Here is a 15,321-nt window from a genome sequence, read left to right on the forward strand (position 1 = left end):
CCCCGGCCGAGAACGGGAACCGGTGCCGCGTGGCTGCGGGCTCGTCGACGGGGCGGGTCACGGATCCGCGCCGTCCGCCCCGAGCTCGCGCCGAAAAAATCTCACCGGAACGGCAACCTTTCCGTCCCCGGCGCCCACTGGGCAGTGCGACGCCGAGTCGATCTACCGAATGGACGGGAATGAAAGCTACGAAGCACGCCGCCCCGCAGTCGAACCGCGGGCGTGGGCTGGTCATGGGCATACCGTTGGCACTGGTGGCGGTCGGTGTGCTGGTGTGCCTGGCCTTCGCGCTCCTGCCGGGCGGCAAGGGCGGCGGCGTCGTCGCCGGGGTACCGGCCGCCGCGTCCGTCGCGGCCGCCGAGCCGAGCACCCCGCCGAGCGACCCGCCGGGGGCTACCGTCCCGGCCACCGCCACTCCCCCGGCGACGACGCCGCCGGTCACCGGCTCCGCCCCCTCGCCCTCGGCCACCGGCACCCGCTCGCCGTCGGCCGCTGCCACGCCGCGGCCGTCGGCCACCCCCTCGGCCTCGGCCCCGCCCTCGGCCGACACCAGCAGTGCCCGCACCGCACCGGCCACGGCGTCCCTGGCCGGACGGATCAAGCCCGGGACCGACTACCAGGGCGTCGCAACCTCCTACGACGCCGCCGACGGCAACGGCGCGTGCTCGTTCGGCCCGTCCGGCGACCTCATGATCGCGGCGATGAACCACACCGACTACGAGACGTCCAGCGCGTGCGGGGCGTACGTGCTCGTGCACGCTGCCAACGGGGCGAGCATCACGGTGCGGATCGTCAACGAGTGCCCCCTGCCCTGCGCACCCGGGCAGCTCGACCTGAGCCACGAGGCCTTCACCAAGCTCGCGGACCTCTCGGTGGGCCGCCTCCCGATCACCTGGTCGCTGCTGAGCCCCGCCACGGCACCCGCCACCATGTCGATCCGGTACAAGACCGGATCCAGCCAGTGGTGGTGCGGGATCCAGGTGATCGGTCACCGGAACCCGGTGGCGGCCCTGGAGGTCCGGACCGGCAGCGGCTGGCGGCAGCTGTCCCGCACCGACTACAACTACTTCCTCTCCCCGGACGGCACCGGGTGCGGCGGCACGATCAGGATCACCGACCTCTACGGGGAGCGACTGACCGTCGACGGGATCGCGGTGAAACCGGACGTCGTCCAGCCGACCCAAGTCCAGTTCGCCCGGCATTGACCGCACAGCTCGCCCGTCGGCCGCCCGGGACGCCCCTCCGGGGCGACCCCCGCCGCGCCCAGGAAACGGGCACTGCTACGCTCAGGCCCCTTGTTAACGCTCACATTGCAGGGAGAGGGCGACCGGGGGAAATGCTCCTCGATGACGCGTCCGCGGAGTTCCACGACTTCTTCGAACGCCACTACGCCGAACTCGCCCGTCTCGCCCACCTCCTGACCGGTGAGACGGACGCGGCCGACGACCTCGCCGCGGACGCCCTGATCGCCCTGTGGCAACGCTGGGACCGGCTCCGCGCGGCCGACCACCCGCTCGCCTACGCCCGCGGGGTGGTCGCCAACATGGCACGCGCACGGATCCGCAGCGCGATCCGCGAGCGACGCCGGGTCCTGCTGTTCTGGACCCGCAGCCCGGAGAAGACCGAAGGACCGGACGTCGCAGCCGTGCTGGACGTCCGAACGGCGCTCGCCCGGCTGCCGTTCCGCAAGCGGGCGTGCGTGGTGCTGCGCCACGCCCTCGACCTCTCGGAGAAGGACACCGCCGTGGCGCTCGGCATATCGGTCGGTACGGTGAAGAGCCAGACCTCGAAGGGGATGGCCGAACTGGAACAGCTGCTCGGCGCGCGAGCGGTCGGTGAACTGGCGACCGGAAGGAGGAATCGGTGAACGAGCACATCGCCCGGCAGCTGCGCGAGGCCGCCGAGGGCCACCAGCCCGACCGCGCGCGGATCCTGGCCCGCGTGCAGCGCGGCGCGGCCGGCCCAGCCGTCCGTCACCGCGCGCGGTCCGGCCTGCGCTCGTGGCCCAAGGCCGCGCTCGCCGGCCTCGCCACCGCCGGCATCCTGGCCACCGGCGCCCTCGCCGCAGCCGACATCGCCCGGACCCGACCGCCGTCGGACACCAGCACCACCGCTCCGGTGGCACCCGCTCCGACGGTCACGCCCTCGCCGACGCCGTCGGCCCCGCCGGCCACCACCGCTCAGGCACCGGCACCGGTCACCACCGCCCCGGCCAGTGCCCGCCCGACCCCGTCCGCGAGCACCCGGGCACAGAACGGGCCGCTGTGGTCGGAGGGATCGATCGACTCGCACAGCAACGTCTACTGGGCACAGAGCAACCTGACCCTCAGGACCACCCAACCGCTCACCTCGCTCACCGTCGAACTGCGCATCGCCCAGACCGGCGACGTACGGGACACCGGCAACTGGCGGACCCTCCCGAGCGACGACTTCACCGTCACCGCCCAGGAGTCCGGCGGCGCGCTGGTCTACCGCTGGGTCCTCAAACCCGGCCGTACCGTGCCCGCGGGGCAGCACGAGTTCGCCGGCCAGTACAACCACGCCACCGGCGTACGCAGTTCCGCGAACGACAGCTACCGCGTCGACGCCCAGTCGGCGGGCGGTTCCGCATCCGTCGGGGGAGGCTTCGCCCCGGCACGGTGAGGGCTGCCCCACGGAGGAGACGGCCCGCCTGCGCGGCAACCCTTCGGAGCGCGTGCGGGTCCACGGTCCTCCCGGGCCGGGGCCGAAGGAGCGTCCGGAGGCCGCGGGCCGACCCTCACCGTGCGCAGACACGACCATGGCGCCCGCTCGAACGAGCGGGCGCCATGGACCGGTTCGGAGGCCGACCGGCCGGAATCGCCCCGGACGCACCTCGCAGGCCGTCGGATCAGGCGCGGACCAGCTCCTTCTCGGCGACGACGGCACCCGGGGCCGCCGGGACGGCGGGCTTGCGCATCCCCTTGAGCAGGACCACCACCGCCGTGGTGACCACCGTGCCCGCCGCGACCGCGGTCAGGTACAGGAACGGACTGCCGATCAGCGGGAGCACCCAGATCCCACCGTGAGGGGCACGAAGGGTGGAGCCGAAGGCCATCACCAGGCCGCCGGCGGTCATGCTGCCGACGATGTTCGCCGGGATGACCCGCAGCGGATCGGCCGCGGCGAACGGGATCGCACCTTCGGTGATGAACGACGCGCCGAGCACCCAGGCGGCCTTGCCGTTCTCCCGCTCCTCGGAGGTGAACAGCCCACGCCGGACGACGGTCGCCAAGGCCATGCCCAGCGGCGGGGTCATACCGGCGGCCATCACGGCAGCCATCACCTTGAGGCTGCCGGCGTCCGGGGTCGTACCCGCGGCGGTGAGCGCACCGGCCGCGAAGGTGTACGCGACCTTGTTGAGCGGACCGCCCATGTCGAAGGCCATCATCGCGCCGAGCAGCACGCCGAGGAGGACCGCGTTGGAGCCGGAGAGGCCGTTCAGCCAGTCGGTCAGGCCGCTCATCGCCGAGGCGATGGGCGAGCCGACCACCACGAACATCAGGAAGCCGACCGCCGCCACCGACAGCAGCGGGATCACCACCACCGGCATGATGCCCCGGATCGCCCGCGGCACGTTCCACCGGATCATCCACAGCACCAGGAAGCCCGCGACCAGGCCGGACACGATGCCGCCGAGGAAGCCGGCGCCGACCGCCACCGAGACGGCGCCGCCCGCGATTCCGGCGGCCAGCGCCGCCCGGTCCGCGATCGCCCAGGCGATGTACCCGGAGAGGATCGGGACCAGGAAGCCGAAGGAGGTCTTGCCGGTCTGGAACAGCATCGCCGCCCAGCTGTGCGAGGAGGCCCAGTCGAAGTGGCCCAGCACGGACGGGGCCGAGGCGATCCGGTAGCCGCCGATCGCGAAGGCGAGGGCGATCAGCAGGCCGCCGGCCGCGACGAACGGGATCATGTAACTGACGCCCGTCATCAGGTACTTGCGCAGCCGCTGGGCCCAGTGCTCGCCGGCCGGTGCGCTCGGTGCGGCGACCGGCGCGGCGGCGGCACGGGCATTGCCGCCGGGCTCGGTGACCAGCCTGGCGACCTGGGCGATCAGGTCGTCGGCGCGGTTGACGGCGGCCTTCACGCCCACGTCCACGGTCGGCTTGCCCGCGAACCGGGCGCGGTCCCGCACCTCGACGTCATGGGCGAAGATCACCGCATCGGCAGCCGCGATCACCTCGGGGGCCAGCGGCGTCGTGCCGGCGGACCCCTGGGTCTCGACCTCGATCCGCGCACCCGCCCGGGCGGCGGCCAGTTCGAGCGCCTTGGCGGCCATGTAGGTGTGAGCGATGCCGGTCGGGCACGAGGTCACCGCGACCAGCCGCAACCCGGCGTCGGCGGCGGCAGGCGCAGGCGTCCCCAGGGCGGCCGCCCCCGGAGCAGGCGTCTCCGGAGCGGCGGCGGGCTCCGGCGCAGCGCTCGGCGTCTCCCCGCCGTTGACCAGTGCCGCGACGGCGCCCGGGCTCTCGGCATCGCGCAGGGCGCCGGTGAACGCGGGATCCATCAGCCGACGGGCCAGCGCGGCGAGGATCTGCAGGTGGGTGTCGTCCGCACCGGCGGGTGCCGCGATCATGAAGACCAGGTCCGCGGGCCGCCCGTCCGGGGCGCCGAAGTCCACGCCCCTGGCGCTGCGGCCGAAGGCCAGGCTCGGCCGCGTGACATGGGGTGATCTGCAGTGCGGGATGCCGATCCCGTCCCCCATCCCGGTCGGCGCCTGGGCCTCGCGGGCGGCGATGTCGGCGAGGAAGCCGTCCAGGTCGGTGACCCGGCCCTCGGCCACCAGCCGCTGGGCGAGGGCCCGGAGGGCTTCGCCCTTGTCCTGGGGGGCGAGGTGGAGATCAACGAGTGCCGGTGTGATCAGTCCGCTGGTGTCGCTCATCGTGTCGGTCCTTCAACTGGTGCCTGACAGTGTTCCCTTGCCCCCGGGAAATGGCCGCCCTTCCGTCCCACACGGTCGGGCGTGGTGCCTCAGGACAGAGGCCGTTCTCAACCGCGGAGCGGTCGTTCGAGCGGGATGTCCGCCGTCACGACCACCGCGGCCGGGTCCAGATCGGCCGGGGTCGGCATCACGCTCCCCGGCAGTTGTACGGCGGCGGCGCCGTGCGCCAGGGCCGCCGCGAGTGCCCCGGGGCCGGTGCCACCGGCTCCGAGGAAGCCTGCGAGCGAGGCGTCGCCCGCTCCCACGTCGCTGCGGACGGCGGCAACCGGTGCGCTGCCGTACCATCTGCCCTCCTCGGCGATCAGCAGCATCCCGTCCGCACCGAGGCTGGCGAGGACCTGCTGGGCGCCGCGCTTGCGCAGCTCCCCCGCCGCGTCCACGGCGTCGCCGATGGTGGCGACCGGGCGGCCCACGGCCTCCGCGAGTTCCTCGCGGTTGGGCTTGACCACGTCGGGGCGGGCCGAGAGCGCGGCGAGCAGCGCGGGGCCGGAGGTGTCCAGGGCGATCCGGGCGCCCCCCGAGTGCACCTGCGCGACCAGCTCGGCGTACCACTGCGGCGCCAGTCCGCGCGGCAGGCTGCCGCAGCAGGCCAGCCAGTCGACGTCGTTCCCGATGTGGTCGTTGCGGACCAGCGCCAGCAGCGCGGCCGACTCGGCGGCGCTGAGCTCGGGGCCCACCGCGTTGACCTTCGTGAGGCTGCCGCCGTCCTCGGCGATCGAGACGTTGATCCGGGTGTCGCCCGCGATCGCGACCGCCGCGACGTCGATCCCCTGGCGGCGCAGCAGATCGGAGAGCAGTTGTCCGGAGAGGCCGCCCAGGGGGAGGACGGCAGTGGTGCGGTGGCCGGCGGCGGTGAGCGCGCGTGAGACGTTGACGCCCTTGCCGCCGGGGTCGAGCCGGTCGTGCACGGCTCGGTTGACCTCGCCCAGTGTGAGCGTTCCCAGCTCGTAGGTGCGGTCGAGGCTGGGGTTCGGGGTGATGGTGACGATCATGCGCGGATGACTTCCGGTCCGTGGTTCTCGATCTCTGCGGTCTGCTCGTCGGTCAGTCCGGTGTCCGTGACCAGCACGTCGACCTGGTCCAGCGAGCCGAACCGGGCGAAGTGGCGGACTCCGTACTTGGAGGAGTCGGCGACGAGCACCACCTTGCGGGCGCCGGTGAGCATGGCGCGTTTGACGGCCGCCTCGGCGAGGTCCGGCGTGGACAGCCCGCCGTCCGGGGAGAAGCCGTTGGTGGCGACCACCGCGACGTCCGCGTGGACGTCGGCCAGGTCGCGCAGTGCCCAGGCGTCGACGGCGGCCTGCGTGCGGTGGCGCAGCCGCCCGCCGATCAGGTGGAGAGCGAGCCCCGGGTGGTCGGCCAGCCGGGCGGCGACCGGGAGGGCGTTGGTGACGACGGTGAGGGTGCAGTCGGCGGGCAGCAGGCCGGCCAGCCGGGAGACGGTCGTCCCCGCGTCCAGGATCACGCTGCCCTCGGTGGGCAGCAGGGCCAGGGCCGCCTTGGCGATGCGCTCCTTCTCGGCCGCGGCGGTGGAGTCCCGTTCGGCCAGGCCGGGCTCCAGGTGCAGTGCGCCGGCGGGCAGCGCGCCGCCGTGCACCCGGTGCAGCAGACCGGCCCGGTCCAAGGCGCTCAGGTCGCGCCGGATGGTCTCCTGCGTGACGCCGAAGTCCTCGGCCAGCGTCGGCACGTCCACCCTGCCCTGTTCCTGGGCCAGGCGGAGGATCTGTTGCTGCCGCTCGGGTGCATACATGTGGGATTGAGTCCGTTTCATGTCCGTTTACGCCTGACGAGGCCCGACCATACGCGCTCCGGCCGAAAAAGCAAGAGATCGCGTCGCCTCCGTGTCCACAGGTTCCGGATTGCCCGAATGTGTTGACATCACTCGATATTCGGGCGTAGAACCAATCGAAACAACACGCTAACGGGCGTGAAACCATGGACCGCCCGGTCTCCGCCACTGCCCCCGTACCGCGAAGACCAGGCGCGAACACGGTGGTCCGCGCTTCACCCCCGTGCGCGGGCCACCGTGCCCCCCTCTCCCGCCGACCCGGTTCCCACCCGGGCCGGCGATCATCTCTCCAAGGACTCCCATGCACTCGATCCAGGTCACCGTCGGCTCCCGGAGCGGCCTGCACGCCCGCCCGGCGTCACTGTTCGTCCAGGCCGCCGCCCGACAGCCGGCCAAGGTCACCGTCGGCCGCCCGGGCCAGGCCCCGGTCGACGCCCGCAGCCTGCTCTCCGTCCTCGCCCTGGCGGCCGGCCACGGCGAGACCCTGGAGCTCATCGCCGTCGGCGACGGCGCCCAGGACTCGCTCAAGGAGCTCGCCGACCTGCTCGCCGCCGACCTCGACGCAGCGGCATGAGGGATCCGATCCGCGGGATCGGCGTCGGTACCGGCAGCGCGGCGGGTCCTGTCGCCCGGATGGCGCCCGCACCCTCGCTGCCCGTGCCGGGGGCCGTCGCCGACCCGGCGGCCGAGGCCGCCGCCGTCCGCGCCGCCCTCGGTGCCGTCGTCACCGACCTCGACGAGCGCGCCGCCCGCGCGAGCGGCCCCGGCTCCGAGGTGCTCACGGCCCAGGCCATGATGGCCGCCGACCCGGTCCTCGCGGACCGTGCGGCCGCCCTCGCCGAACAGGGCACCAACGGCGCCCACGCGCTCGCCGACGCCTTCGACGGCTTCCGTGCCGCGCTGGTCGCCGCCGGCGGGTACTTCGCGGAACGCGCCGCCGACCTGGACGACCTGCGCGACCGCGCGGTGGCCCGCCTGCTGGGCCTGCCCGTGCCCGGCCTGCCCGACCCCGGACACCCGTACGTCCTGGTCGCCGACGACCTGGCGCCCGCCGACACCGCCCTGCTCGACCCGGAACGGGTGCTGGCGCTCGTCACCGTCCGCGGCGGGCCGACCAGCCACACGGCCATCCTCGCCAAGGCGCTCGGCGTACCCGCCGTGGTCGGCTGCGCCGACGCCGCGGAACTGGAGGACGGCAGAAGGGTCCTGGTGCACGGCACGGACGGTGTGATCGAGCTCGACCCGAGTCCGGAGGCGGTCGAGCGGGCCGCCGAGCGCGAGCACCGTCGCCGCGAGCTGCTGGCCGGGTTCCGGGGGCCGGGCCGGACGGCGGACGGCCACCCGGTCGCACTGCTGGTCAACCTCGGTGCGCCGCACGAGCTGGCCGGTGCGGCCGCCGCCGACGCCGAGGGCGTGGGCCTGTTCCGCACCGAGTTCCTCTTCCTGGACCGTGCCGAGGCGCCGGGCCTCGCCGAACAGGCCGCCGCCTACAAACAGGTCTTCGCGGCCTTCGCCGGCCGCCGGGTGGTCGTGCGCACGCTCGACGCGGGCGCGGACAAACCGCTGCCCTTCGCCACGGCCGCCGACGAGGAGAACCCGGCGCTGGGCGTCCGCGGCCTGCGGACGGCCGCCCGCGACCCCCAGCTCCTGGAGACCCAGCTCGCCGCGATCGCCGAGGCCGCCGAGGACGGCACCGCGCAGGTCTGGGTGATGGCCCCGATGGTGTCGGTCCCGCGTGAGGCCGCCGAGTTCGCCGCCCGGGTCCGCGCGCACGGCCTGCCGCTGGCCGGCGCAATGATCGAGGTCCCGGCGGCCGCCCTGCGGACCGACCGGCTGGCCGAGGTCTGCGACTTCTTCAGCATCGGCACCAACGACCTGGCCCAGTACACCTTCGCGGCCGACCGGACGCTCGGCAGCCTCGCCGAGTTGCTCGACCCCTGGCAGCCCGCGCTGCTCGCGCTGGTCGCCACCGCCGCCCGATCGGCGGCCGAGCGCGGCCGTCCGATCGGCGTCTGCGGCGAGGCCGCCGCCGACCCGGCCCTCGCCCTGGTCCTGGTCGGCCTCGGGATCACCAGCCTGTCCGCCGCGCCCGCCGCGCTCCCCGAGGTGCGGGCGGTGCTGGCCGCCCACACCCTCGCCGAGTGCCGCGAACTCGCGGAGCTGGCCCTGCTCGCCGACGACGCCGCGACCGCGCGCGGCAAGGTCCGATCGAGCATGCGGGAACGCTGATCCCGCTCCCCGGCGCCGGGCCCGCTCCGGCCCGGCGCCGGGGAGCGGAGTGGACCTCCGCGGAGGCAGCCGGAGATTCCGTGCCGGCAGCGCGGGAATTGCGCACAGCCGGAATACCGGATTCCGATCAGAACCGGACGAGGAATTCATCAGGGCTGCCGCCGAATATCGCACGGCCGCGCCCCGATCCCGGCCACGCGACCCTTCAACAGCCGGTCCGGCCGGCACTTGAGCCACCGCCCGGTGGGTCGCATCGCAGAAAATTCACCGGTTGGCCGCATTTAGGAGCAAGGCGGATCAAATCCTCACCATCCGGCGCCACTGATTCACGCAGTGTTCACCGACCTCGCGGAACCAGTCCCCTTTCACGATCGTCATTTCCGATAGGAGTTCCAAGAAACAGCCAAAGGTGAGGAAGGATTCGGCAATGTCCTCGGTCGGGAGAGTGGTCGGCGCCGTCGCCGTGGCCCTCCTGGCCGTGTTGGGCGTGCTGGTGCTGTCCCAGTCCGCGCCCGCGCTCCTCCGGGAGGACGGCTGCCCACGGGCCGTCGCACAGGCCAAGCTCGCCGAGGACTCGCCGGCTCCCAAGAACACGTCCGGCCTCTGCTGGACCCGGCCCCGGTGCGTCGAAGTCCCGGAGCGCCGACCCGAGTTGACGGCGGCCCTCTCCGATGAAGCGCCCTCCCCCGGCCCCGCGTCGCCGGTCTGCGTGCCCGACGCGCCGTACTGGGCGCGCAGACAGCCCAGAGCGGCGGTCCTCCAGGTGTTCCGCTGCTGATCGGCGCCGACCGCGCCCGCAGGCTCACCGATGGCACGGACACGCACACGTCCACGCCACCACACGTCACGGCAGTTCACGATGGGACGGCCCTGCCATCACCGTCGCGCTGCGAGCTGCCTCCGTACCGAGCGGGCACGGTCCCGAAGTCTCCATCCCCACAAGACTTCCGAAGGGCCCGAGGCACCGACATGCAAGCATTCATCGACCACGCCCGCACCTTCCACCGCCGCGCCGCGCAGACCGCCGACGACTTCGAGCGGCTCGCGGCCGGCCAGAACCCGCAGGCCCTGTTCATCACGTGCTCCGACTCCCGCATCATCCCCTCCGCCGTCACCGGTGCCCGTCCCGGCGACCTCTTCGAGATGCGGACCGCCGGCAACATCGTCCCGCCGTACCGGCCGCGCGTGCCGTCGGCCGAGGCCGCGACCATCGAGTACGCGGTCGAGGTCCTGGGCGTCGCGGACATCGTGGTGTGCGGCCACTCCCACTGCGGCGCCGTGGGCGCCGTGGTGCGCGGCGACGACCTCACCGGTGTGCCCGCGGTGCGGGACTGGCTCGCCGAGGGCGCCGAACTGACACCCGGCCAGGAGCCGGGCCAGGACCTCGCCGGGCCCGTGCAGCGCCACGTCCTGGACCAGTTGGCGAAGCTGCGCACCCATCCGAGCGTCGCGCGCCGCGTCGACGCGGGCCTCCTCGGACTGCACGGCTGGTTCTACGAGGTGCACACCGGCGCGGTCCGCACCCACCGCCCCGGCACCGACGTCTTCCTGCCGCTGTGACGACGCGGCCCACCACTGCCGAACCTCCACGGATGAGGGCTCCCATGCGCTTTCCCACTCTCAAGTACGACGTCACGGCTTCGCTCGTCGTGTTCCTCGTCGCCCTGCCGCTGTGCGTGGGCGTCGCCGTCGCCTCCGGCGTGCCCGCCGAACTCGGCCTGATCTCCGGCATCGTCGGCGGCCTGGTCACCGGCGTGCTACCCGGCAGCAGTCTCCAGGTCAGCGGCCCGGCGGCCGGGTTGACCGTGCTGGTCGCCGAGACGGTGCAGCGGTTCGGACTGCCCGCGCTCGGCGTCGTCGTCGCCGCCACCGGCCTGCTCCAGCTGCTGCTCGGCGCGTTGCGCTGGGGCCGGTGGTTCCGCGCGATCTCCGTCGCCGTGGTCGAGGGCATGCTGGCCGGCATCGGCCTGGTCATCATCGCCGGCCAGCTCTACGCGATGGCCGACAGGCCGGCACCCGCGGGCGGGATCGACAAGCTCCTCGGCCTGCCCGGCCTCCTGTCCCAGCTCGTCTCGTCACCCGCCGCCCGCCACTCCTTCGCGATCGGCGCGGGCACCATCGCCGTGATCGTGCTGTGGCAACGGCTGCCGGCCAAGGCGCGGGTCGTCCCGGGCGCGCTGGTGGCCGTCCTCCTCGCCACCGGCGCCGCCCGGCTCCTCAACGGCCCGGTGAAGAAGGTCGAGGTCAAGGGCATCCTGGACGCCATCCAGCCACCCGGCGCCGGCATGCTCGACCAGTTCGCCCCCGCCCTGATCATCACGGTCGTGGCCTTCACCCTCGTCGCCTCGGCCGAGAGCCTCTTCAGCGCGGCAGCCGTCGACCGGATCCACGACGGGCCGCGCACCGACTACGACAAGGAGCTCATGGCCCAGGGGGCGGGCAACGCGCTCTGCGGTGCCCTCGGCGCCCTGCCGATGACCGCGGTCATCGTCCGCAGCGCGACCAACGTCCAGGCCGGCGCCCGGACCAAGGCGTCCCGCGTGCTCCACGGCGTGTGGCTGCTGCTCTTCGCCGCACTGCTCCCGGCGGCCCTCGCCGTCATCCCCGTCGCGGCCCTCGCCGGTGTGCTCGTCCACGCCGGGTTCAAGCTGCTGCCGTTCGAGCAGCTCGGGCCGCTGTGGCGCGAGCACCGGTCGGAGGCGCTCGTCCTCGCCGCCACCGCCGTCGCCATCGTCACGGTCAACATGTTCGAGGGCGTGCTGATCGGCCTGGGCCTGTCGATCCTCAAGAGCGCCTGGGAGACGTCCCGCCTGCACGTGGGGACGGAAGAGCGGACCGACGGCGTCGTCCACGTCCGCCTGACGGGCAGCGCCACCTTCCTCCGGCTGCCCAAGCTCCTGGACGCCCTGGAAGCACTTCCCGCCGACCGCGTCGTCGAGCTGGACCTGACCGGACTCCGGCACCTCGACCACGCCTGCCAGAGCGCACTGACCACCTGGGCCGAGCGTCACGACGCCCACGCCCCCGAGGCCGTGCGGCTGATCCCCGCGCTGGCCGGTCCGGCGTGACACCCGGGTGAGAACGATGCGCCGCCGCACCGGAACCCCGGTGCGGCGGCGCGTCGTTCGGCCACCTACCGCAGCTGCCGTCAGGCCACGGGCGCGCCGCTGCCCGCGATCACCTCGGGCCGCAGCAGCGCGCTGAGCCTCTCGGCCGGGAGCAGTCCCTTCTCCAGGACGAGCTCGGCCACGCCCCGGCCGCTGGCGAGGGCTTCCTTGGCGATGTCGGTCGCCGCCGTATACCCGATGTGCGGGTTGAGAGCGGTCACCAGGCCGATGGAGTTCTCGACGGTCGCGCGCAGCACTTCGGTGTTGGCGGTGATGCCGACGACGCAGCGCTCGGCGAGGGTGAGGCAGGCCGCCCGCAGGTGGGTGATCGACTCGGACAGCGAGTGCAGGATGATCGGCTCGAAGGCGTTGAGCTGGAGCTGCCCGGCCTCGGCGGCCATGGTGATGGCGACGTCGTTGCCGATCACCTCGAAGGCGACCTGGTTGACGACCTCGGGGATGACCGGGTTGACCTTGCCGGGCATGATGCTCGAACCGGCCTGCACCGGCGGCAGGTTGATCTCGCCCAGGCCCGCGCGCGGCCCGGAGGACAGCAGTCGCAGGTCGTTGCAGGTCTTGGAGAGCTTGACGGCGATGCGCTTGAGCACGCCGGACATCTGGACGAACGCGCCGCAGTCCTGCGTGGCCTCGACCAGGTTGGCCGCGGTGACGAGGGGCAGCCCGGTGAGGTCGGCGAGGTGGCGGCGGGCGGACTCGGCGTATCCGGCGGGGGCGTTGAGTCCGGTGCCGATCGCGGTCGCGCCGAGGTTGATCTCGTGGATCAGCTCGACGGCCTCCGCGAGCCGGCTGCGATCCTCGTCGAGCATGACGGCGAACGTCGAGAACTCCTGCCCGAGCGTCATCGGCACGGCGTCCTGCAGCTGGGTGCGGCCCATCTTCAGCACGTCGCGGAACTCGACGGACTTGCGGGCGAAGGCGTCCTGGAGGACGGCCATCGCGTCGAGCAGGCCGCGCACGGCGAAGACGGTCGCGATCCGGACGGCGGTCGGGTAGACGTCGTTGGTGGACTGACCGAGGTTGACGTCCTCGTTGGGGTGCAGGTGGCGGTACTCGCCCTTGGCGTGGCCGAGCAGCTCCAGCGCCCGGTTGGCGACGACCTCGTTGGCGTTCATGTTGGTCGAGGTGCCGGCGCCGCCCTGGATGACGTCGACGACGAACTGGTCGTGCAGCTTGCCGCCCCGGATCTCGCGGCAGGCCGCGACGATCGCGGCGGCCTTCGCGGGCTCCAGCAGACCGAGTTCCTCGTTGGCGAGGGCGGCCGCCTCCTTGACGGCGGCGAGGGCGTCGATCAGGTGCGGGTAGGCGGAGATGGGCGTGCCGGTGATGGGGAAGTTCTCGGTGGCGCGCAGCGTGTGGACGCCCCAGTAGGCGTCGGCGGGGACGTCGCGGTCTCCGAGCAGGTCGTGCTCGCTCCGGGTGGCGGCGGTCATGGGTGGGCGGGTCCTCTTCTTTCGTGGAACGGTGGGTCGGGTCACGCGGGGGCGAGCAGGGCCGACGGGTCCAGCGCTGCCACCGGCCGGACGCCCCCGACCGGTCGGCCGCCGCCGGTCGCCGGCTCCCCCGCGAACCCGGTGAGCAGCCGTGGGTCGACTCCCGCCAGGGCCAGCGCGGCCGCCGCCACCGGGACGCGCGCCCGGTTCGCGCCGTCCGCGATCTTCACGGCGACGGCGCGGCCGTCCGGCAGCGCGGCGACCTGGACGCCCTCGAAACCGTCCTTGGCGAGCAGCCCGGGCACCGCGTGCATCAGCGCGGCCACGTCCCGTCCGGCGCCGGAGGCCATCTCCGGGTGCCCCCGCAGCGCGCCCGCCACCCGGGACTCGGGCGTCCCGCGCGCGCCGGTGGCGATGCGGGCGGCGGCGCGGGCGAGGCCGTGCAGGGAGACCGCGAACAGCGGGGTGCCGCAGCCGTCCACGGTGACGTGCGCGATGCGCTGACCGGTGAACTCCTCGACGGTCGCGGCGATCACCCGTTGGAGCGGGTGATCGGGATCGTCGTAGTCCTCCGGCGGCCAGCCGTTGAGCTTGCAGAGGTAGAGCATCGCGGCGTGCTTGCCCGAGCAGTTCTGGGCGAGCCGGGAGGGCGGGCGGCCCTCCCGGACCCAGGTGTCGCGGACGGCCGGGTCGTACGGCAGGTCCGGCACGTTGCGCAGGTCGTCCTCGGAGAGGCCGGCGAGCTGCAGGATCCGCCGGGCTCCGGCGAGGTGGCGCTCCTCGCCGGAGTGGCTGCCCATGGCGAGGGAGAGCAGTTCACCGTCGAGCGGCAGCCCCGCCCGGACCATGGCGACGGCCTGGACCGGCTTGAGGGCCGAGCGCGGGTAGCAGGCGGCCTCGATGTCGCCGAGCTGGAACCGGACCTCGCCGTCGCCGCCGAGGACGACGACGGAGCCGTGGTGGGTGCCCTCGACCACTCCGCCCCGGGTGAGGTGGGCGACGGGCGCGTGGCGGGGCTCGCGGATCGCGGGCGCGTCCGCGAGGGGACTGCTGAACATGACTGCCTCGATCGGTGGTGGTTGTGCTGCTGACCGGTGGCGGCCCGCGGCGAGGGCGTGGTGGGTCCGTCAGGTTCCGGGCCGTCCGCCGGGTTCAGCCGTCGGTCCCGGCGGCGGCGCGCGCGATCCGTCCACGGATCGCGTACCAGCCCGCGACCAGTGCGCCGACGATCAGCGGCAGGCACAGCACGGTGGTGCGCCCGGCACCGCCGGCGGCGTACATGAGGACCAGGACGGAGACGAGGAAGGCCAGTGTCACGAGTTCGGTCCAGGGCGAGCCGGGCAGGCGGTAGCCGGGCCGGGTCAGCTCGCCGGCCGTGGTCTTCCGCCAGAAGAGGTAGTGGCAGACCATGATCATGCCCCAGGTGGCGAGGATGCCGATCGCCGCGAAGTTCAGCACGATCTCGAACGCGTCGGCGGGGACCACGAAGTTGAGGCCGACACCGAGGACGCACATGCCACTGGTCAGCAGGATGCCGCCGTACGGCACCTGGGTACGACTCATCCGTGCGGTGAAACGCGGGGCCGATCCGTTGACGGCCATGGAGCGCAGGATGCGGCCGGTGGAGTAGAGGCCGGAGTTGAGCGAGGACATGGCCGCGGTGAGGACCACAAGGTTCATCACGCCGCCGGCCGCCGGGACGCCGATGTGGGAGAGCACGGTCACGAACGGGCTCTGGCCGGAGCTGTACCTGTTCCAGGGCAGCAGCATCGACAGGAGGAGGAC

General features: G+C 73.4%; 13 protein-coding genes and 1 pseudogene. 8 read left to right on the forward strand and 6 right to left on the reverse strand.

All coding sequences use genetic code 11. The annotated features are described in order from the left end of the window. Positions 1-179 precede the first annotated feature (179 nt). From ACWCXH_RS01920 to ACWCXH_RS01930, 3 genes are all read left to right on the forward strand, one after another. The gene (locus ACWCXH_RS01920; protein ID WP_449799337.1) at positions 180-1,205 is read left to right on the forward strand and encodes an expansin EXLX1 family cellulose-binding protein; all 1,026 of its coding nucleotides are present in this window, start codon (positions 180-182) and stop codon (positions 1,203-1,205) included. Between the two features lie 131 nt (positions 1,206-1,336). Then, positions 1,337-1,867: a SigE family RNA polymerase sigma factor gene (locus ACWCXH_RS01925; RefSeq protein WP_449799338.1), complete on the forward strand. Its 531-nt coding sequence runs from the start codon at positions 1,337-1,339 to the stop codon at positions 1,865-1,867. Then, positions 1,864-2,643 carry a hypothetical protein gene (locus ACWCXH_RS01930; protein ID WP_449799339.1) on the forward strand — a complete coding sequence of 260 codons (780 nt, stop codon included), beginning with the start codon at positions 1,864-1,866 and terminating at the stop codon, positions 2,641-2,643. Before ACWCXH_RS01925 ends, ACWCXH_RS01930 begins: the two co-directional genes overlap by 4 nt. Positions 2,644-2,869: 226 nt before the next feature. Here the strand turns inward: ACWCXH_RS01930 and ACWCXH_RS01935 are convergent, their stop codons facing one another. The 3 genes from ACWCXH_RS01935 to ACWCXH_RS01945 all read right to left on the reverse strand — a co-directional run bounded on the left by ACWCXH_RS01935 (position 2,870) and on the right by ACWCXH_RS01945 (position 6,710). After that, positions 2,870-4,900, reverse strand: a complete 2,031-nt coding sequence (locus ACWCXH_RS01935) for a PTS fructose transporter subunit IIABC (RefSeq protein ID WP_449799340.1) — start codon at positions 4,898-4,900, stop codon at positions 2,870-2,872. Between the two features lie 107 nt (positions 4,901-5,007). Then, positions 5,008-5,952 carry a 1-phosphofructokinase gene (gene pfkB / locus ACWCXH_RS01940; protein WP_449799341.1) on the reverse strand — a complete coding sequence of 315 codons (945 nt, stop codon included), beginning with the start codon at positions 5,950-5,952 and terminating at the stop codon, positions 5,008-5,010. Then, entirely contained in the window at positions 5,949-6,710 is a 762-nt protein-coding gene (locus ACWCXH_RS01945) for a DeoR/GlpR family DNA-binding transcription regulator (protein ID WP_449799342.1), read from the reverse strand. The genes pfkB and ACWCXH_RS01945 overlap by 4 nt, the downstream gene beginning before the upstream one ends. Positions 6,711-7,050: 340 nt before the next feature. On the opposite strand from ACWCXH_RS01945, the gene ACWCXH_RS01950 reads away from it, so the two are divergent. The 5 genes from ACWCXH_RS01950 (at position 7,051) to ACWCXH_RS01970 (ending at position 12,046) form a co-directional block, all read left to right on the forward strand. Continuing rightward, on the forward strand, positions 7,051-7,323 hold the full coding sequence (locus ACWCXH_RS01950) for an HPr family phosphocarrier protein (protein WP_449799343.1): 273 nt from the start codon (positions 7,051-7,053) through the stop codon (positions 7,321-7,323). Next, the gene (gene ptsP, locus ACWCXH_RS01955; RefSeq protein ID WP_449799344.1) at positions 7,320-8,978 is read left to right on the forward strand and encodes a phosphoenolpyruvate--protein phosphotransferase; all 1,659 of its coding nucleotides are present in this window, start codon (positions 7,320-7,322) and stop codon (positions 8,976-8,978) included. The genes ACWCXH_RS01950 and ptsP overlap by 4 nt, the downstream gene beginning before the upstream one ends. A 427-nt stretch (positions 8,979-9,405) precedes the next feature. After that, complete coding sequence (locus tag ACWCXH_RS01960; RefSeq protein WP_449799345.1) at positions 9,406-9,756, forward strand: hypothetical protein; 351 nt, start codon at positions 9,406-9,408, stop codon at positions 9,754-9,756. A 191-nt stretch (positions 9,757-9,947) separates the two neighbouring features. Further along, on the forward strand, positions 9,948-10,538 hold the full coding sequence (locus ACWCXH_RS01965) for a carbonic anhydrase (protein ID WP_449799346.1): 591 nt from the start codon (positions 9,948-9,950) through the stop codon (positions 10,536-10,538). 44 nt (positions 10,539-10,582) lie between these two features. After that, positions 10,583-12,046: a SulP family inorganic anion transporter gene (locus ACWCXH_RS01970; RefSeq protein ID WP_449799347.1), complete on the forward strand. Its 1,464-nt coding sequence runs from the start codon at positions 10,583-10,585 to the stop codon at positions 12,044-12,046. Between the two features lie 80 nt (positions 12,047-12,126). Here ACWCXH_RS01970 and aspA read toward each other — a convergent pair whose 3' ends face one another. The 3 genes and pseudogenes from aspA to ACWCXH_RS01985 all read right to left on the reverse strand — a co-directional run. Then, positions 12,127-13,536 (reverse strand): aspartate ammonia-lyase, encoded by a 1,410-nt coding sequence (gene aspA / locus ACWCXH_RS01975; RefSeq protein WP_449799348.1) that lies wholly within the window; start codon positions 13,534-13,536, stop codon positions 12,127-12,129. A 41-nt stretch (positions 13,537-13,577) separates the two neighbouring features. Continuing rightward, positions 13,578-14,594 carry an asparaginase gene (locus ACWCXH_RS01980; RefSeq protein ID WP_449799349.1) on the reverse strand — a complete coding sequence of 339 codons (1,017 nt, stop codon included), beginning with the start codon at positions 14,592-14,594 and terminating at the stop codon, positions 13,578-13,580. Positions 14,595-14,688: 94 nt separating this feature from the next. Continuing rightward, positions 14,689-15,321 (reverse strand): annotated as a pseudogene (locus ACWCXH_RS01985) (amino acid permease); the annotation flags it as partial.

The sequence above is a fragment of the Kitasatospora sp. NPDC001660 genome (genome assembly GCF_053596725.1).